18 protein-coding genes are annotated in these 17,286 nt (G+C 69.1%); 5 read left to right on the forward strand and 13 right to left on the reverse strand.

Going from position 1 to position 17,286, the window contains the following annotated elements; translation table 11 throughout:
• Positions 1-31: 31 nt before the first annotated feature.
• A complete protein-coding gene (locus tag KY572_RS31320; protein ID WP_224247291.1) occupies positions 32-1,321 on the reverse strand; it encodes a serpin family protein in 1,290 nt (429 codons plus the stop codon).
• Positions 1,322-1,489: 168 nt separating this feature from the next.
• Here KY572_RS31320 and KY572_RS31325 point away from each other — a divergent pair, with 168 nt between their 5' ends.
• Positions 1,490-1,696 (forward strand): winged helix-turn-helix domain-containing protein, encoded by a 207-nt coding sequence (locus tag KY572_RS31325; protein WP_407660023.1) that lies wholly within the window; start codon positions 1,490-1,492, stop codon positions 1,694-1,696.
• Positions 1,697-1,724: 28 nt separating this feature from the next.
• Here KY572_RS31325 and KY572_RS31330 read toward each other — a convergent pair whose 3' ends face one another.
• From KY572_RS31330 to KY572_RS31360, 7 genes are all read right to left on the reverse strand, one after another.
• Positions 1,725-2,318, reverse strand: a complete 594-nt coding sequence (locus KY572_RS31330) for an SRPBCC family protein (protein ID WP_224247293.1) — start codon at positions 2,316-2,318, stop codon at positions 1,725-1,727.
• Entirely contained in the window at positions 2,315-2,746 is a 432-nt protein-coding gene (locus KY572_RS31335) for a nuclear transport factor 2 family protein (RefSeq protein WP_224247294.1), read from the reverse strand. The genes KY572_RS31330 and KY572_RS31335 overlap by 4 nt, the downstream gene beginning before the upstream one ends.
• Positions 2,743-3,072, reverse strand: coding sequence for an ArsR/SmtB family transcription factor (locus KY572_RS31340; protein ID WP_224247296.1), 330 nt, complete (start codon positions 3,070-3,072; stop codon positions 2,743-2,745). Before KY572_RS31340 ends, KY572_RS31335 begins: the two co-directional genes overlap by 4 nt.
• Before the next feature lie 112 nt (positions 3,073-3,184).
• Complete coding sequence (gene clpA, locus KY572_RS31345) at positions 3,185-5,473, reverse strand: ATP-dependent Clp protease ATP-binding subunit ClpA (RefSeq protein WP_224247298.1); 2,289 nt, start codon at positions 5,471-5,473, stop codon at positions 3,185-3,187.
• 3 nt (positions 5,474-5,476) lie between these two features.
• Positions 5,477-5,800, reverse strand: a complete 324-nt coding sequence (locus KY572_RS31350; RefSeq protein WP_224247299.1) for an ATP-dependent Clp protease adaptor ClpS — start codon at positions 5,798-5,800, stop codon at positions 5,477-5,479.
• Positions 5,801-5,836: 36 nt separating this feature from the next.
• Positions 5,837-6,997, reverse strand: coding sequence for a GNAT family N-acetyltransferase (locus tag KY572_RS31355; protein ID WP_224247300.1), 1,161 nt, complete (start codon positions 6,995-6,997; stop codon positions 5,837-5,839).
• Positions 6,998-7,067: 70 nt separating this feature from the next.
• Positions 7,068-7,637: a DUF2378 family protein gene (locus KY572_RS31360; RefSeq protein WP_224247302.1), complete on the reverse strand. Its 570-nt coding sequence runs from the start codon at positions 7,635-7,637 to the stop codon at positions 7,068-7,070.
• Between the two features lie 188 nt (positions 7,638-7,825).
• Between KY572_RS31360 and KY572_RS31365 the strand changes: the two genes are divergently transcribed.
• Both KY572_RS31365 and KY572_RS31370 read left to right on the forward strand, forming a co-directional pair.
• On the forward strand, positions 7,826-8,389 hold the full coding sequence (locus KY572_RS31365) for a NifU family protein (protein ID WP_224247303.1): 564 nt from the start codon (positions 7,826-7,828) through the stop codon (positions 8,387-8,389).
• Positions 8,386-9,264 (forward strand): class I SAM-dependent methyltransferase, encoded by an 879-nt coding sequence (locus KY572_RS31370; RefSeq protein WP_224247408.1) that lies wholly within the window; start codon positions 8,386-8,388, stop codon positions 9,262-9,264. Before KY572_RS31365 ends, KY572_RS31370 begins: the two co-directional genes overlap by 4 nt.
• Here the strand turns inward: KY572_RS31370 and KY572_RS31375 are convergent.
• The gene (locus KY572_RS31375; protein ID WP_224247305.1) at positions 9,242-10,141 is read right to left on the reverse strand and encodes a ferredoxin reductase domain-containing protein; all 900 of its coding nucleotides are present in this window, start codon (positions 10,139-10,141) and stop codon (positions 9,242-9,244) included. The two genes, KY572_RS31370 and KY572_RS31375, sit on opposite strands and share 23 nt — an antisense overlap.
• Before the next feature lie 81 nt (positions 10,142-10,222).
• Here KY572_RS31375 and KY572_RS31380 point away from each other — a divergent pair, with 81 nt between their 5' ends.
• A complete protein-coding gene (locus tag KY572_RS31380) occupies positions 10,223-11,356 on the forward strand; it encodes a THUMP domain-containing class I SAM-dependent RNA methyltransferase (RefSeq protein ID WP_224247307.1) in 1,134 nt (377 codons plus the stop codon).
• A gap of 205 nt (positions 11,357-11,561) precedes the next feature.
• Here the strand turns inward: KY572_RS31380 and KY572_RS31385 are convergent, their stop codons facing one another.
• The 3 genes from KY572_RS31385 to KY572_RS31395 all read right to left on the reverse strand — a co-directional run bounded on the left by KY572_RS31385 (position 11,562) and on the right by KY572_RS31395 (position 14,654).
• Positions 11,562-13,172 (reverse strand): ATP-binding protein, encoded by a 1,611-nt coding sequence (locus KY572_RS31385; protein WP_224247309.1) that lies wholly within the window; start codon positions 13,170-13,172, stop codon positions 11,562-11,564.
• 97 nt (positions 13,173-13,269) lie between these two features.
• The gene (locus KY572_RS31390; RefSeq protein WP_224247311.1) at positions 13,270-14,262 is read right to left on the reverse strand and encodes a TIGR02266 family protein; all 993 of its coding nucleotides are present in this window, start codon (positions 14,260-14,262) and stop codon (positions 13,270-13,272) included.
• Positions 14,263-14,276: 14 nt separating this feature from the next.
• Positions 14,277-14,654, reverse strand: a complete 378-nt coding sequence (locus KY572_RS31395) for a response regulator transcription factor (protein ID WP_224247313.1) — start codon at positions 14,652-14,654, stop codon at positions 14,277-14,279.
• 83 nt (positions 14,655-14,737) lie between these two features.
• Between KY572_RS31395 and KY572_RS31400 the strand changes: the two genes are divergently transcribed.
• Positions 14,738-16,132, forward strand: coding sequence for a M20/M25/M40 family metallo-hydrolase (locus tag KY572_RS31400; protein WP_224247314.1), 1,395 nt, complete (start codon positions 14,738-14,740; stop codon positions 16,130-16,132).
• Positions 16,133-16,187: 55 nt separating this feature from the next.
• Here KY572_RS31400 and KY572_RS31405 read toward each other — a convergent pair whose 3' ends face one another.
• Positions 16,188-17,240 (reverse strand): DUF5694 domain-containing protein, encoded by a 1,053-nt coding sequence (locus KY572_RS31405; protein WP_224247315.1) that lies wholly within the window; start codon positions 17,238-17,240, stop codon positions 16,188-16,190.
• Positions 17,241-17,286 lie beyond the last annotated feature (46 nt).

Here is a 17,286-nt window from a genome sequence, read left to right on the forward strand (position 1 = left end):
GGCGCGCCTGCGCGGCTTGCCCAGGCCCGGCTCAGGGGTTCACGACGCGACCGAGGAAGAGCACGCTCTTCGTCTCCACGTCCTCGATGAGGAAGAGGAAGGGCCGGTCCACGACGAACTGGGGCGGTATGGAGACGGGGCCCGTGACGACTCCCGTGGCCGCCGCCGCCTCGGTGCCCTCTTCATCCACGGCCACGAAGGCCTGATGCTGCGCGGCGGTGACCTTCAGGGCCACCTGGCGCGACACGCCCGACAGATCGGCCTTGTCGCTGAAGACATCCACCATGCCGAGCGCCCGCAGCGGCTCGACGAGAGGGAACTCCTGCTTCACCTCGAACTTGGGGAAGCCCAGGTCCACGTACCGGGGCTGCATGCCTGCCCGGATGCCATCCAGGAACTCCGCCGACAGGCGGGACTCGATGTCCGCGAACCTGCCCGCGTGCGGAACGATGACGACCATCCGGAAGGCCCGGCCCACGTACGGGAGCGCGACCGCGTCGAAGCCCGCCCCCTCCACCATCTCGAAGCCCGCCGAGATGCGCATCATCTCCACGGACCGAGTGCCTCCCCCCAGCGTCTGGAAGGGAGTGCTCGCGGTGTTCTGCTTGAGGAAGGGCGCTCTCCATGCGCCCTTGAAGTAGAGCGCGTTGGTGAGCACCAGGCGCGACTCGCGCGTCACCGTGCCCTCCGGGAGCAGGTTCTCGATGCGGTCCGCCGTCTGGTCCTCGACCCATGCGTTGATGCGCTCGCGGACGGAGTCGGCTTCGTTCGCGAAGTCCACCACACGGACTCCGGCGCCGTAGTGCGTGGCGAGCACGTCCAGGTACGCGGGCTCGAACTCCATCCCCTTCTGACCCCAGGAGCTGTTCACCAGGCGGAACGTGGGCGCGGTGCCCTCATCGCCTCGCGTGACGCCCGCGTGGGCGTTGAGCGCCAGGTCCAGCGCGTTCAGGGCCGGGTGGAGGCGCTCCTGGGACAGGGTGAATCGCAGCGTCTGCGCCATCTGCGCCTCGGTGCTGCCGCGGGCTCCCGGGTACAACATCGCGAAGGCCTGGGTGATGCTGAACGGTGAGAAGAAGAGGTTCTCTCCCGGCCTGGCGATCTTCCGGTACACGTCGACGCCGAAGTCGGTGTTGCTGGAGACGAGCGCGGTGAAGTCCTGCGGGGCTACACCGGGCTCGGAGATGCGTGCCTTCTCCGAAGCGACGAGCTCTCCCGGAGGCTCGACCTTCTCTGGCTCCAGGGGTTCAGACGAAGAGCAGCCCGCGAGCATCAACACGGCGGCGCCCAGGGGGGCCAGCCAACGGTGAGGTGAAGTCATGTCGTCCTCCTCGAATCGAGTTTGCACGGCCAGAAAGCAAGGCGCGTGCGAGCTTCGGGAGTGAGGGACTTCAAGGGCTTGGAGCGTTCTGTCCCAGTGGCAGCCCTCGGATTTTCGAGGCCAGCTCGACGGAGGCGCACCGCGGCTGCGTGCACCTCCGTCCTCCAGGTGATGGCCGAGAGTCCGGGGCGCGTCTTCACCCGCGAGCGGCTCTTGGATCTGGCCAGGGGAGACTCGGAGGAGGCGTTCGACCGCTCCATCGACGTGCACGTGTTTCGGCTGCGCCAGAAGCTCAGGGACAACCCACGCCGCCCGCGGCTGCTCAAGACCGTGCGGGGCGTGGGCTATGCGCTGGTGGCCGAGGCGGACGCCTGAGCGTCCTGTCCCTCGGCCTTCCACCCTGTCAGCCGAGCCGGGCGAGGAGCTTGTCGAGCGCCGCGTAGCTCTGGTTGAGGCCCTGCTCCATGTCCGACTGCAGCATCCCGTCACGCTCCTGGGTGGTGTGGAACAGCGACACGGTGACGATCTTCGTGCGGCCGTCGCCGAGATCCTCGAGGGTCATGGTCTCGACCACCACGTGGCCCGGCATGCCATCCCACTCGAACGTCTGCACGACGCGCTCCGGGGGCGTCACCTCGCGGTAGCGGCCCTCGAAGCCATGCACACCGTCGGAGGCGTGCTCGACGAACCGCCAGTGGCCGCCTCGCTTCACCTCCATGCGCTCGATGACGAGCTTGTTGCCGCGTCCCCACCACTGCGCGACCAGCTCCGGGTCCGTCAGCGCCCGCCATACGCGCTCGCGGGGAGCGTTGAAGATGCGCTCGATGCGGATCTCCCGATCCGAGGGGGTGGTCACCTTGGAGGCACCGGAGAGCTCTTTGGCAGGCATCATGACGTGACTTCCTTTCGTGTGCTCGAGGAACTCCCCGAGCTGGTGGAGGCGGTCTTCCAGCAGCCGCCGGTACTTCACGCGCATGGCGGGCGTCATGCGCTTCATGGCGCTCGCTCGTAGGGGGCCGAGTGGTGCTCGTGGACGATCGTCCACTCGCCGTCCACCTTGCGCAGGCCCACGGTCAGGCGTACGCGCCCCGGACTCGCTTCCGTGGCGCCTCGGACGAGCAGGATCGCGTGCGCGAAGGCCACATCGGCTCCCGCGGTGATGTGGAGCTCGGTGAGGTCGAACTGGCCGGTCTCCCCGATGTACTCGAAGAAGGGAGGCCACGAGCCCTCGTAGCCTCGAATGCCTAGCACCTGGGTCGGCGGCGGGACGTCGAAGTACACGAAGTCCTTCGCATGGTGCGCGACGACGCCCTCCAGGTCGTGACTGCGCACCGCGTGCGCCCACGCCTCGATGCGCTCGCGGACCTTCGCCTCCTCGGTGGAGCCGGTCGATGACCTGGCGGGCCGTTTCCTCGAGGTACTCATGACGCAGAGTCCTTCGTGCGCTCGAGGAATGCGCCCAGCCGGTCGAGGCGGGCCTCCAGCATCTGCCGGTATTTGTTGATCCAGGCCGTCTCGTCATCGAGTCGACGGGGCCCGAGCCTGCAGCGCCGGACGCGGCCGATCTTCTCGGTGGTGACGAGCCCCGCCTCTTCGAGGAGCTGCACGTGCTTCTTCATCCCGGTCAGCGTCATCCCGAAGCCCTCGGCGAGCTCGGTGATGGACGCGTCCTCGCGCCCGAGGCGCTCGAGGATGCCGCGCCGGGTCGGGTCCGACAGGGCCGCGAAGGAGGTATCGAGACACTGAACCATATGGTTCAGCTTAGGCACGAAGACTCGGATGTCAACTCCTCCCGCCGAAAAGACGAAGGGCCCGGAATCTTGCGATCCCAGGCCCTTCTCTTCGTGCGGACTGTGCGGCGGACTACGCCGTGGCCACGGCGTGGGGCTCGGGCTTGAGCTTGAGGACGTCGCCCTCCACGTCGAAGCGGGCGATGCCACCGTTCTTCAGCTCGCCGAACAGCAGCGCCTCGGCCAGGGGCTTCTTCAGGCTGTTGTCCACCAGCCGAGCCATGGGGCGCGCGCCGAAGGCCGGATCGTACCCGTGCTCGGCCAGCCAGGCCTTCGCCCGCGCCGTCAGCTCCAGCTTCACGTTCTTCTCCAGCAGCATCTTCTGGAGCAGGCCCACTTCCTTGTCCACCACCTTGAGGATGACCTCGGGCGACAGACCGCTGAAGAGGATCCACCCGTCCAGCCGGTTGCGGAACTCCGGCGTGAAGGTGCGCTCGATGGACTTCTTCGCCCTCGACGCATCCGCCGGCGCCTGGATGTCCCCAAAGCCGATGGCCTTGGTGCTCATCTCCCGGGCGCCCGCGTTCGTCGTCAGGATGAGGATGATGTTGCGGAAGTCCGCCTTGCGACCGTTGTTGTCCGTCAGCGTCGCATGGTCCATCACCTGGAGCAGGATGTTGAAGAGGTCCGGGTGGGCCTTCTCGATCTCGTCCAGCACCAGCACCGCGTAGGGGTGCTTGCGGATGGCGTCCGTGAGGAGCCCTCCCTGGTCGAAGCCCACGTACCCTGGAGGCGCGCCGATGAGCCGGCTCACCGTGTGCTTCTCCGAGTACTCGCTCATGTCGAAGCGCAGGAACTCCACGCCCAGCACCGCGGCCAGCTGCTTGGCCAGCTCCGTCTTGCCCACGCCCGTCGGGCCCGAGAACAGGAAGCTGCCAATCGGCTTCTCCGGCGAGCGCAGGCCGGAGCGCGCCAGCTTGATGGTGCTGGTGAGGTTCTTGATGGCCTCGTCCTGCCCGAAGATGACGCCCTGCAGCTCCTTCTCCAGGTTCTGCAGCTGCACGCCCTCCTGCGCCGACACGCTCTTGGCGGGGATGCGCGCCATCTTCGCCACCACCGTCTCCACGTCCGCCATCGTCACCTTGCCGGTGCGCTGGCCCTCGGGCTTGAGCTTCTCCGCCGCGCCCGTCTCGTCGATGACGTCGATGGCCTTGTCCGGCAGGAACCGGTCATTGATGTGCTTGGCGGACAGCTCCGCCGCCGCGCGGATGGCGTCCGTGTCGTACGTCACGCCGTGGTGCGCCTCGTAGCGGCTCTTGAGCCCCTCCAGGATGAGGACGGTGTCCTCCACGGAGGGCTCCGGCACCTCGATCTTCTGGAAGCGCCGGGACAGCGCCCTGTCCCGCTCGAACGACGCCTTGAACTCCTGGTACGTCGTCGAGCCGATGCAGCGCAGCCGCCCGTTGGCCAGCGCCGGCTTCAGGATGTTGGACGCATCCATCGAGCCGCCGCTGGTGGCCCCCGCGCCGACGATGGTGTGGATCTCGTCGATGAAGAGGATGGCGTTGGGGTGGTCCTGCAGCTCCTTGAGCACGCCCTTGAGCCGCTCCTCGAACTGGCCGCGGAACTTGGTGCCCGCCAGCAGCGCGCCCATGTCCAGCGAGTACACCGTGGCGCCCTTGAGCACGTCCGGCACCCGGCCCTCGGTGATGTGCAGCGCCAGGCCCTCGGCGATGGCCGTCTTGCCCACGCCCGTCTCGCCCACGTAGAGCGGGTTGTTCTTGCGCCGGCGGCACAGCACCTGGATGGTGCGCTCCAGCTCCTTCTCGCGGCCGATCAGCGGATCGATGCGGCCCGCCTTGGCCTCCTTGTTGAGCTCGGTGGTGTACGCCTCCAGCGGGCTCTTGCGCGGAGACTCCCCGTCCTCATCCTCCCCGGCCGGCACGCCCTTGGGCTCGCCGCCCTCGGACGGCGAGCCGTCCTTGGAGATGCCATGGGAGATGTAGTTGAGCAGGTCCAGCCGGGTGACGCCCTCCTGCTGGAGCAGGTACAGCGCGTGGCTCTCCTCCTCGCGGAAGATGGCCACCAGCACGTCTCCGCCGTCGATGACCTTCTGCTCGGCCGACAGCGCGTGCATGGCCGCGCGGTGGAGCACGCGCTCCACGCCGATGGTCTGCTGGGGCTCGGCCTCCGCGTCCTCGGGCAGGCGCTCGACCGTCTCCTCCAGGAAGGTCTCCAACCGCTCCTGGAGGCGCTTGACGTTGGCCCCACACGCCTTGAGCACCTCACGCGTACGCGTGTCCTTGGTGAGCGCGAGCAGCAGGTGCTCGAGCGTCAGGTACTCGTGCCGCATCTTCCGCGCCTCTTCGAGGGCGTTGCGGAAGCTCGTCTGCAACTCCTTGGCAATCAGTGGTCCAGCCACGGGTCAACCTTCCTCTGGTTCCATCGAGAGGCGCAGCGGGAACCCATTGTCCTTCGCCGCGGCCTCCACAATCTTGATCTTCGTCTCTGCGACTTCATAGGTATAAACGCCCGCTACGCCGATGCCGTTGTAATGAACGTGGAGCATGATCTGCACGGCATCCGTCTCGGACTTGTGGAAGACCTCCTTGAGGACGGCCACCACGAACTCCCGAGTGGTGTAGTTGTCGTTGTGCAGGAGCACCTTGTAGAGCTTGGGCTTCTTGAGCTTCTTCTCCGGCTTGGTCTCTGTGACGACGTTCTCGTCGTTTTCGAACTTCTGGGCCATGGGCTCTCTCTAAGATGCTGAAGCGAGGCGAGCGCTTCAGCCCTCCTCCTTGAAACCAGTCTCCGCCTGCCACCGAGGCAGGCCGGCGCGAACGGCGGCCTGCTCCTGGAGCAGGAAGGCACGCACTGCCCGGTCGAGTCCAGGGTGAAGGAGCAGGTGCGCGCTGTAGGTGAGCTGGGGCTCGAAGCCCCGCGTCAGCTTGTGCTCCCCCCCGGCCCCGGGCTCGAAGCGCTTCAGGCCCTGGCGGATGGCCTCCTGCAGCGGGTGGTAGAGGCAGACGTTGAAGTGCAGGAAGGCGTGCTCCTCGAAGCAGCCCCAATAGCGTCCATAGAGGACGTCCGGGCCGGCGAAGTTGAACGCTCCAGCGATGCGCCGTCCTCCCCGCCGGGCCTCGACGAACTCGCAGCGGTGCCGGAAGCTGGCGAGCATCCGAGCGAAGAAGGCCGGGGTGAGGAACCGCCGCCCCCACGGATACTTGTCCACCGTGGAGGCGTAGAGGCGGAAGAGCTCCTCGGAGTCCAACTCCGCCAGCTCGTCGCCGCGCAGCGTGCGCACGGTGATGCCCTGCTGCTCCGCGGCGCGCAGCTCCCGCCGCAGCTGGGTGCGCCGCTTGGAGTGGAAGCGGCCGAGGAAGTCCTCCAGCGTGCGGTAGCCCGTGTTGCGCCACTGGTACTGAACGCCCAGGCGCAGCGCGAAGCCCGCGGCCTCCAGTCCCGCCGCCTCGGCCTCGGTGTGGAACAGGACGTGGATGCCGGAGACGCCCTCGGCGCGGGCGTACTCCAGCGCGGCGGCGTACAGCTCCGCCTCCCGCGCGGCCCGGTCCTCTCCGGGCGCCACGAGCACGCGGCGGCCGGTGGCCGGGGTGAAGGGCACGGCCAGCACCAGCTTCGGGTAGTAGCGCAGCCCCACGCGTCCGGCGGCCGTGGCCCACGCCCCGTCGAAGACGAACTCGCCGTCGCTGTCGTCCCGCAGGTACGCGGGCGCGGCGGCCACCAGGCGCGCTCCCCGCCACAGCGTCAGGTGGCGCGGGTGCCAGCCGCGCTCGGGCACGGCGCTCCCGCTCTCCTCCAGCGCGCAGAGGAAGTCCCACTCCAGGAAGGGCACCGCCGCCTCATCGAGCAGCCCATCCCAGGCCCCGCGAGGGAGCTCGGTGATGGAGCGATGGACGCGCAGCGTCAAAGGCAGGGGGCTGGACATCGGGCACGCGGAATCGAAAGCGAGCCTATAACGACTGGGGTGGGCGCTCGCCAGGAACGGGGCCAGTCGCCTACCAGCGCAGGAAGAGCCGGTAGCCTTCCGCGGTGCGCTCTTCCACCGAGACGATGGGCTTGACGTGCGCGCGCTCCAGGCCGACCTCGAGGGCTCCCGCCAGGAACTCCGGGCGGTTGTAGATGTCCCCGAAGTAGATGCGCCGCGCCGTCTCTCCGGCCGGCATGATGCGCACCTCCATCTCGCCGCGGCCCATCATCGCGCAGTAGCGCGGCAGGCGCTCCACCACGCGGGCCGGGCCGATCATCGGCATGGCCACCGCCACCACCTTGCCCACCAGCGTCTCCAGGAAGCCGTCCACCAGCTTGCGGCCCAGCAGCCGGTACGCCTCCTCGTCGCTCAGGTGGCCATAGACTTCCTGGCGGGCGGCGTTGACGCAGCGCTGGTAGGTGAGCACCGAGTAGCTCACCTCGGGCTTCTTGATGTCGTACCCGTAGGACAGGAGCCGCTCCGCCAGCTTCCCCTCGGCCTTGAGGCCGCGCACGAAGAGCCCCTCCATGACGCTGACCGGGATGCGCGGCAGCGCTCGGGGCTCGGAGGCAGGGCGGGTGGGCAGCTTCGGCTCCATAAAGTCCTTGGACGGGCCGTCATACACCGATCTCCGCGTCTCGCACTACATCCTGGCCGCCGGATGTGCCCCACTGGACCGGCCGCCGGGGGAAAGTGGGGGACGGGGAGCGGCTCGTTTGCCTCCCTGGGCTCCGTGTTGCTATGGGGCCGCGGGCGCCTTAGGAGAAGGTGAACAGGAGATTCCGAATGTCGGTGAACATCCAGCTCGAGTGGACCCCGAACCCCAGCACCCTGAAGTACGTGGTGGACCGGCGCCTGCTCTCCAGCGGGGCGGTGAACTTCACCAACCGCGAGGATGCGGAGAAGAAGTCCCCCCTGGCCCTCAAGCTGATGGACGTCAAGGGCGTCACCGCGGTGATGGTGGGCCTCAACTTCGTCACGGTGACCAAGGGCGACGAGGGCGAGTGGGACGAGCTCAATGACGCGGTGATGGCCACGCTGGACTCGCACCTGGGCGCCAACGAGCCCGTGGTGGACGAGGAGGCGCTGAAGGCGTCGCGCGCGGCCTCGGGCGTCGTCGAGGGCTCGGTGGAGCAGCGCATCCGCGACATCCTGGACGCGGAGATCCGCCCGGCGGTGGCGCAGGACGGCGGGGACATCACCCTGGACCGCTTCGAGAGCGGCATCGTCTACCTGCATATGCAGGGGTCCTGCTCGGGCTGCCCGTCCTCCACGGCGACGCTGAAGATGGGCATCGAGGGCCGCCTCCGGGAGCTCATCCCCGAGGTGACCGAGGTGGTGTCCGTCTGAGGCGCAACGTCAAGGCCCCGCAGGTCCGGCGCGAGCTGCTGCCGGATCAGTCTCCGGCGCTCCTGCGTGAGCTGCACCTGCTCACGCGCGAGGGGAACCTCAACGCGGATGCCCTGCGCAAGCTCAAGCAGGTCAACCACCTCATGGGGCTGCTGCGGCCGGCGATGGAGGACCTCCTGGCGCGCCACCCCGCGCCGGTGGTGGTGGACGCGGGCAGCGGCAACGCGTACCTGGGCTTCATCCTCTACGAGCTGTTCCTCAAGGACGCGCCGCCCGGCAAGGACGCCGCGGCGGGCACCCTGCTGTCCATCGAGGGCCGCCCGGAGCTGACCGAGCGCGCGAAGGAGCGGGCGCAGCGCCTGGGCTTCACGCGGATGCGGTTCCAGACGGCGCACCTGGAGTCGGCCACCTGGCCGGAGCGCATCCACCTGCTCACCGCGCTGCACGCGTGCGACACGGCCACGGATGACGCGCTGGCGGCGGCCATCCAGCACGGGGCGGACCACGTGGCGGTGGTGCCGTGCTGCCAGGCGGAGGTGGCCGCGCAGCTCAAGGGCCAGCGGGCGGAGGTGGACACCTCGCTGGGCATGCTCTTCCAGCACCCGTGGCACCGGCGCGAGTTCGGCTCGCACCTCACCAACGTGATTCGCGCCATGACGCTGGAGGCGTTCGGCTACCAGGTGACGGTGACGGAGCTGACGGGGTGGGAGCACTCGCTGAAGAACGAGCTCATCCTCGGGCGGCGCGTGCACAAGGAGAACCGCCCGGCGCGCGCGAAGCTGGAGGCGCTGCTGGGCTCCTTCGGCGTGCAGCCGAAGCTGGCGCGGGTGCTGGGCGTGGAGCCCGCGGGCGCTACCCGTACGTCTCCCGCTTGATGCGCTTGTCCTCCACGCCCACGGTGTGGAGGTGGCCGAGCACCGTCTCCATGAAGCGGGGCGTGGCCGGGGTGCGCGTCTCCAGGGCCTTCTTCCTGTCCCAGGGCGTGATGGCCGGGCCGCACGCGTAGACCAGGCACGTCTGCCGGTCCGGGATGAGCTCCTCGAGCAGCGCCTGGTTGATGCGGCCCTTGCGCACCTTGGGGCCGAAGCGGGACTCGTCCGTCTCCCGGGTGAGGGTGTGCACCACGCGCACGGTGTCCGGGTTGGCCGCCTCCAGCTTCTCCAACTCCTCGCGGAACAGGATGTCCGCCCACGTCTTGTTGGAGCAGATGAGCGTGTGGCGCAGCTTCAGCCCGCGGTGCAGCGTGTCCTTGAGGATGGCGAAGTTGGGCACCGCGCCGGAGCCCGCCACGATGTGGACGAGGTGGTCGGTGCGCTCGCGCACGTCATCCGGCAGGGTGTACGGCCCCATGAAGCCCTGGACCTTGATGCGGGCGCCCGTCAGCCGGCCGTGGATGAGGTAGGGCGCGAGCAGCGCCGGGTACTTCGTGATGCCGGCGATGAACTCCTCGTCCTTCACGGTGATGGCCACCTGGGGCTCGTGGGGCGCGGAGGACATCGAGTACGAGCGGAACAGCTCCCGCCGGCCCTTCTGCTCCTGCAGGAACGCGGCGAGGCAGCGCAGGGCCGGGAACTGGTGCGGATCGACGTTGATGAACTGGCCGGCCTTGTACTCCACCGGCGCGCCCCCGAAGTCCAGGAAGAGGGTGGCGGTGTCGTGGGTCTCCTTGCGGACCTCGGTGACGGTGACCTCGTACTCCACGGGCTTCTTGCGAAGGGGGGCAGCGGCGGCGGGCGTCTCGGCGGTGCTCATGGGCCCTCCCCTTAACGCAAAAGCGGGGCGTTCGCCGATAGGGATTGCGGCCGCGAGCCGGGCGCCCACAATGGGCCGCGCGTGACGAGCATCCGAAACAAGGAGCACCTCTTCGCCGTGGCCCCTCCCGGGCTGGAGCCCGCGCTGGAGGCGGAGGCCGCGGCGCTGGGCCTGGCGCCCCGGCGCGTCGAGGGCGGCGTGGAGCTGGAGGGGCCGCCCGGGTTGCACCAGGAGGCCAACCTTCGCCTGCGCACCGCCAGCCGGGTGCTGCTGCGCCTGGGCAGCTTCCGCGCGCCGGACGTGGGCGCGCTGACGCAGGGGCTCGCGAGGCTGGACCTGACCGGGGTGTGGAATGGGAAGGAGACGCCCAGCCTGTCCGTGGCGGCGCATGGCTCGCGGGTGCAGGCCAGCGCGGTGCCCTCGGCGGCGGCGCGGGCCTTGCGGCTCCCCAGCGTGGGCAAGGCGGGAGCGCTGGACGAGGAGGGGACCCAGGGCCTCACGCTGCTGATCCGGCTGGAAGGCGCCGAGTGCACCGTCAGCGCGGACACCAGCGGCGAGCCGCTCCACCGCCGGGGCTACCGGCAGGAGATCGGCCGCGCCCCGCTGCGAGAGACGCTCGCGGCGGGCATCCTGCAGCTCGCGGGCTACGACGGGGTGGAGCCGCTGGTGGATCCGATGTGCGGCTCGGGGACGTTCCTCATCGAGGGTGCATGGATGTCCATGCGCCGGGCGCCCGGGCTGGAGCGCCGCTTCGCCTTCGAGCAGTTCCCCCGCTTCGATGCGGCCGCGTGGGCGGACCGTCAGGCCCGGGCGAGGGCCGAGGCGCTGCCGGCTCCGCGCGCCGCCCTGCATGGCTTCGACATCAACGCGGGGGCGCTCGGCACGGCGAGGCGCAATGCGCGGCGGGCCGGGCTGACGCTGACGCTGGAGCGGCGGGACGTGAAGGTGCTCGAGGCGCCCGGGACGGCGAGAGGGCTGGTGGTGGCCAACCCGCCCTATGGGAAGCGCGTGGGTGAAGGAGGTGACCTGCCGGCGCTCTACCGGGCGCTGGGAGCCACCTTGCGGCGGGCCTTCCAGGGGTGGCGGGCGGCGCTGCTCGTCCCCGATGAGGAGCCGCTCGTTCGCGAGCTGGGACTGCGGGACGTCCGGACCCTGCGCGTGCGCAACGGAGGCCTCCGCTGCCGGCTCCTGCTGTCTCCGCCGATCGCTCCGTAAGCCCTGGAGGTTCCAGGGAGATGGGGGCGGCGCGACGCTTTCTTCGCGGGCGCGGCGCAACTCCTGCGCACATGCGCAGGGAATGTAGGGGCAACCCCCCATGGCTTCCGACAAGGTAGTCGTCGGAGAGGAGCCGCCCATGCTGTCGTCCGTCTCCCGTCGCGTTGCCTCGAACCTGGTTCCGTCCCTGGCGTCGCGAGTTCACTCAGCGTTCGAGGGACTCCGGGAGCAGGAGCTCGAAGCGCGCTCCTCCTCCGGCGCGCTCGCGCACGCCCACGGTGCCGCCATGCGCGAGCGCCACGCGGCGCACCACGGCCAGTCCCAGGCCCGCCCCCGTGGCGCGGCTGGTGAAGAAGGGCTCGAAGACGCGCTGGGAGTCCACGCCCGACAGCCCCGTTCCCTGGTCCTCCACCACGACGGAGATGCCTCCGGGCACGCGCCCCAGCGTCAGCCGCACCTTTCCTCCCGAGGGAGAGGAGCGCAGCGCGTAGCGCAGGAGGTTGGACAGCGCCAGCTGCAGCAGCGTCTCGTCGGCCTGGATCAGCGGCAGCCCTGGCTCCTCGGCGATCTCGATGTTGGCCTGGGTGGACTCGGTGACGGACTGCAGCAGCTCCACCGAGCTTCGAGCCAGCTCGCCCAGGTGCAGGGGCCGGGGGCGCACCTCGAAGGGGCGGACCACGTCCAGCAGATCCCTCACGAGATCCTCCAGCCGCGTCACCTCTTCCTCCAGCATCGTCACGGCGCTGACGCCGATGGGGCTGAGCTGTGGCTCGCGCTTGAGCACGGTGGCCACGTTGAGGATGGCTCCCAGCGGGTTGCGCACCTCGTGGGCCACCACGCCGGCGGCCTCGCCCAGCACCGTGAGCCGCTCCTGCTCCACCAGATCTCCCTGGAGCCGTGACAGCTCGGCCAGGCGGTGGGCGGCCTGGTGGTGGTGGCGCACGTTCTCCAGCGCGCTGCCCACGATGCTGGCGAACAGCTCCAGCGTGCTCGCGCTCGGGGGCGTCAGCGCCTCGCCCTGCACCGCCAGGATGCCGTAGGCCGTGCCGCCGATGAAGATGGGCGCATCCAGGGCGCGCGCGTTGGGGAAGGCGCGCTTGAGGAACGCGGCCATCTCCGGGGGGTGGACGCGCTCCATGGCGCGGTGGATGTCCTGGGTGTAGGCCGCCTTGCGCTCGGTGAGCACATCCTCGAGGTGGGGCATCTGGCTGCGAGGGATGCGCAGCTCCTTGATGGAGCGCCCATAGACCTTCTCACCGAAGGCGAGGGCCTCCGGGGACTGCCGCATGGGGCCGTGGACGAGCGAGTCTCCGTCCAGGCGCAGCACCGAGACGAAGAAGCCCTGTTGGTGGATGGCCTCCACCGCCATCTCCAGCACGGCCTGCTCGTCCCGACAGTGCATCATCTTCACCGCGCTGGCCACCAGCGCCTCGGTGAGCCGGCGCGCGGTGTCCTCCCGCTCCATGTCGAGCACCACCACCACGTACTCGCCCGGTCGGGCGCCGGGGGTGCTCCGCAGCAGGCACATCCGCTCCCGCCCATCCGCGTCGCGCATGCGCAGCCAGAGCCCGGCCCCCGAGAACTGCTCGCCCTGGAGACGTGCCTCCACGAGCGGCTCCAGCCACGTGCGATCCCGCGGCATGAAGCGGTCGATGAACTCCGTCTGGGTGAGCTGGGACAGCTCCTCCGCGGGGGTGCCCAGCAGCGCCGTCAGCGCCGGATTGGCGTACACCACGCGCTCGTCCCGCACGATGGCGATGGGGACAGGCAGACCCGCGAGCGGCTGGTACCCGGAGGCGTCAGGCACGATGCGCATCCTGGAGTGCTCGCGCTCGGGGCGCAAGCGACCAGCGGGGCCGCGTGCCTGGAGGGCCGTGCGCCAGGAAGGAGGGCTCCCTCCTGGGCCCGCGTGCTCAGGCCTTGGGAGCGTGCGTGCGGACGAACTCCTGGAGGAACGTCTTCTCCTCCGCCCTCAGCCCGGCCAGACCCAGCCCATAGCCCTGGGGCTGCTTGCCATCGTCCAGGGCGTGCTCCCAGATGACGGCGCTGCGCAGCTCGATGGAGCGCTGCGGCTCCTCGAAGTGCAGCCGCAGGTTCACCTTCGTCCCCAGCTTCAGCGGCCGCCGGGTGTTGATGAAGATGCCCCCGGACGTGAGGTTGATCAGCCGGTGGTCGGTGAACATGCCCAGGTTGCGATCGGTGACGTGGATGTCGGCGTGCACCTGATCGTTGTGGGTGCGCATCGTCAGGCCGACGAACTCCTCGCTCGAGTAGGTCGGCGCGGCCACCTGCTTGCGCACCGGCGTCGCCACGGGCGCGGCGGGGTGGAAGGGCGCGGTGGAGCCGGGGGGAACGGCTCGGGCCCCGGGAGGAGCCACCACGGGCGGGGCGCCCCTCACCGGAGCGGGAGTGGCGCCCTTCACGGGAGTGGGCGTGCCGCGAGCCGGGGTGCCCTGGGCGACGGGCCGGGCCTCGGCCTCACGCATCTTCAGCGAGAGGAAGTCGAAGATCTCCTGGGAGGCCCTGCGCAGCTCCTGCGAGGCGTCCGGGGCCAGGTGCTCCGGCGAGAAGCGCTTGGCCATGCGGAAGAAGGCCAGGCGCACCTCGTCCATGCTGGCGCCCGGCTTGAGGCCGAAGACTTCGTGCGGCGTCTTGAGGGCCTGCAGCTCGCGCAGCCGGGCGCGGATCTGCTCCGCCTGCTGCTTGTCGGCGCCAGGCGCGGGCTTCGCCGCGGCGATGATGTCGCGCACCTCCTCGAAGTCCTGGAGGGGGATCCAGGTGTTCCCATCGCGCGAGGCGCGGGTGACGGCCCTGAGGCGTCCGGAGCCGACCAGATCCCTCAACGCCTGGAGGGTGAGCGGGCCCAGGACACGGCCGGCGGTGTCGCCAATCCAGTAGTTCGCCATGGAGTGGCTCTCTCCTACTGATGAGCGAGGGCCTGACGGACGGCCGAGGCGATCTCCAGCGGGTGGAAGGGCTTGCCCACGAAGCCCACCGCACCGGCAGCCAGGGCCTGCTCCACCACGGGCTCGGCGTCCATGCTGCTGATGACGAGCACCCGCGTGCCGGGAGAGGTCTTCTTCATCGCCGCGAGCACCTCGAGGCCGCTGCGCCGGGGCATGAACAGATCCAGGAACATCAGCGCGGGCTGCTCGCGCGCGGCGATGGCCAGCCCCTCCTCGCCGTCCGAGGCCTCGAGCAGCCGCAGCTCGATGCCGGTTTCCGCCAGGGTGTCTTTGAGGATGCGCCGCACGAAGTTGTCATCATCCACGAGGAGAAGGGTCGGAGCGTCGGACATGGGCCCATGATAACCAGGAGAACCGTGTTTTCGGCCAGCGCGCCGAGCGCACGCGTTGGGGCTTTTGCGATATGGAACGTTCCATGCCCATCGACCAGGCCCTTGCCCGTTTTGAGTCCCAGAAGAACGAGTACTTGGAGGATCTGAAGACGCTGGTGCGCATCCCCAGTGTCTCCTTCGACGGCTTTGATCCGGCGCAGGTGCGCAGGAGTGCTGAAGCCACCGCGAAGCTCCTCAAGGACCGTGGTTTTGAAAATGTGCAGCTCCTCGAAATCGAGGGAGCGCACCCATATGTGTTCGGTGAAGTACTCAAGGCACCGGGCAGGCCCACGCTGCTGCTGTACGCGCACCACGACGTGCAGCCTCCGGGGGACGCGAGCGCGTGGAAGAGCAGCCCGTTCGAGCCGGAGCTGCGAGACGGGCGGCTCTACGGGCGCGGGGCGGCGGACGACAAGGCGGGCATCGTGGTGCACACCTCGGCGGTGGATGCATGGCTCAAGGGTGTGGGTTCGCTGCCACTCAACGTGAAGGTGATCATCGAAGGCGAGGAGGAGGTGGGCAGCGATCACCTCACGGCCTTCCTGCAGAAGCACAAGGCGCTGATGCAGGCGGACGCCATCGTGCTGACGGACACGGCCAACTTCGACGTGGGGCTGCCGTCCATCACCACGGCGCTGCGCGGGCTGGTGACGATCGAGGTGGAGGTGCGCGCGCTGAGGCAGGCGGTGCACTCGGGCATGTGGGGCGGGCCGATTCCGGATCCGGTGATGGGGCTGTGCCGGATGCTGGCGACGCTGACGAACCCGGACGGCACCATCGCCATCCCGGGGGTGATGGACCAGGTGAAGCCGCTGACGGAGGCGGAGAAGCAGAGCATCCAGTCACTGCCGGGAGACGACGCGTACTTCCGCCAGCAGGTGGGGCTGCTGCCGGGCGTGCAGATGATGGGCGGGGGGCGGCACCCGTGGGAGACGAACTGGCGGCAGCCGTCCATCTCCATCAACGCCATCCAGGCCAGCAGCCGGAAGGACGCGCGCAACATCGTCTGTGACTCGGCGTGGGCGCGCGTGGGCATCCGCGTGGTGCCGGACATGGACGCGGCGGACGTGCAGAAGAAGCTGGTGGAGCACCTGAAGAAGGTGACGCCGTGGGGGCTGGAGCTGAACATCCGCCAGGATGCGCCCTCGGGCTGGTGGTACACGGACTCCGGGCACCCGGCGTTCCAGGCGGCGTTCCGCGCGCTGAAGAAGGGCTACGGGAAGGATGCGGTGACGATCGGCTGCGGCGGCTCGATTCCGTTCGTGGAGCCGTTCGCCAAGGAGCTGGGCGGGGTGCCGGCGCTGCTGATCGGCGTGGAGGATCCGGCCACCAACGCGCACTCGGAGAACGAGAGCCTGCACGTGGGGGACTGGGAGAAGGCGATCCGCGCGGCCATCCACCTGTACGAGGAGCTGGCGCAGACGCTCGGAAAGCGCTGAGCCGTGAAGGGAGCGGCTGTCGTGGCGGCACGGTGGGGCCACGTCAGCCCATCCGTCACTTCAGCACCGCCGCCGCATCGATGATTTCCACGCCCTGAAGCTGGCCGAGCCAACTGTCGAACCACGGCTTGTGCGAGGCGCCGACGATGGAGAGGACCCGGGCGCCGGGGCGTTCGCGGAAGGTTTCGCGGATGTTGGCGACCATGCGCAGGTTACGGATTTCCCAGCCTGCGACCCACATCTGTGGGTAGCCTTCCGGCGATTTGGCGCGCAGGGCTGGGCGGATGTTGGCCTCAGCGAGCACGCGCAGATGCTCGGGGGTGTTGATGTAGCGGTACAGCGGCAGCAGGTCGGAGGCTTGCGAAAGCTCTTTCTCTCGTTTCACTCGGTTGTTCAGCTCGGCACCGCCCGCGGCCCATGCTGCCTCGATGGATTTGACGAAGGCCTTGATGTCGGAAACGTCCATGCGGTCGCCGGTGTGGTTGTCCACGGCATGGACTCGCTGCAGACCCAGCCGCGCTGCCAGGCGCGCTGCCAGCTGGTAGCTCTCGTTGTTGCGCTTTCCGATCTGCTCCAGCAGCTCCACCAGCGAAGCATTCAGGCTGTCGCCGGGGCGACGCTCGGCCTCGGGCAATTGCAGCCACTGCACATAGGCTGAGGCGGGCTCGTTGGCTGACAGGAACAGCGCGGCCAGGTGCCGGCGTTGCGACGGCGTTGGCTGCGCTGGCCAGGCCTTGAGCGTCTTATCCACTTCCGCCATGGCGGCGGGGACGTCCAGTCCAGTGGCTGCCTGCGCCGCGTCGGGACGAGGGCAGTAATCGGGGCCGTATTTCGCGGGATGGCGCGCGGCGAGATCGCATTCTTCGCCGGGCTCGTCCTCGATGGTGATGATGTCAGGCTTGAACGTCGCCAGCCGATCGAGCACGGCGCTCAGCGAGGCGGGATCGAAGCTGGCTGGCATACCGTTCAGGTGCACGGTGCCCAGCACCAGGACCCGCGACCGCTGCCCCACCATGTCGCGATCGAGTCTCGTCAGATCGATCTGCGCCTTTGCTACGAACGGCAAAGCCACCATCAGTCCCAGGACCCATCTGGTCCAGTTGTTCATGCCGCACTCCTTGATGGGTTGTCATAAGGGCCTAACACAACGTCAG

The sequence above is a fragment of the Hyalangium gracile genome (assembly GCF_020103725.1).
In the GTDB taxonomy this organism is placed as follows: domain Bacteria; phylum Myxococcota; class Myxococcia; order Myxococcales; family Myxococcaceae; genus Hyalangium; species Hyalangium gracile.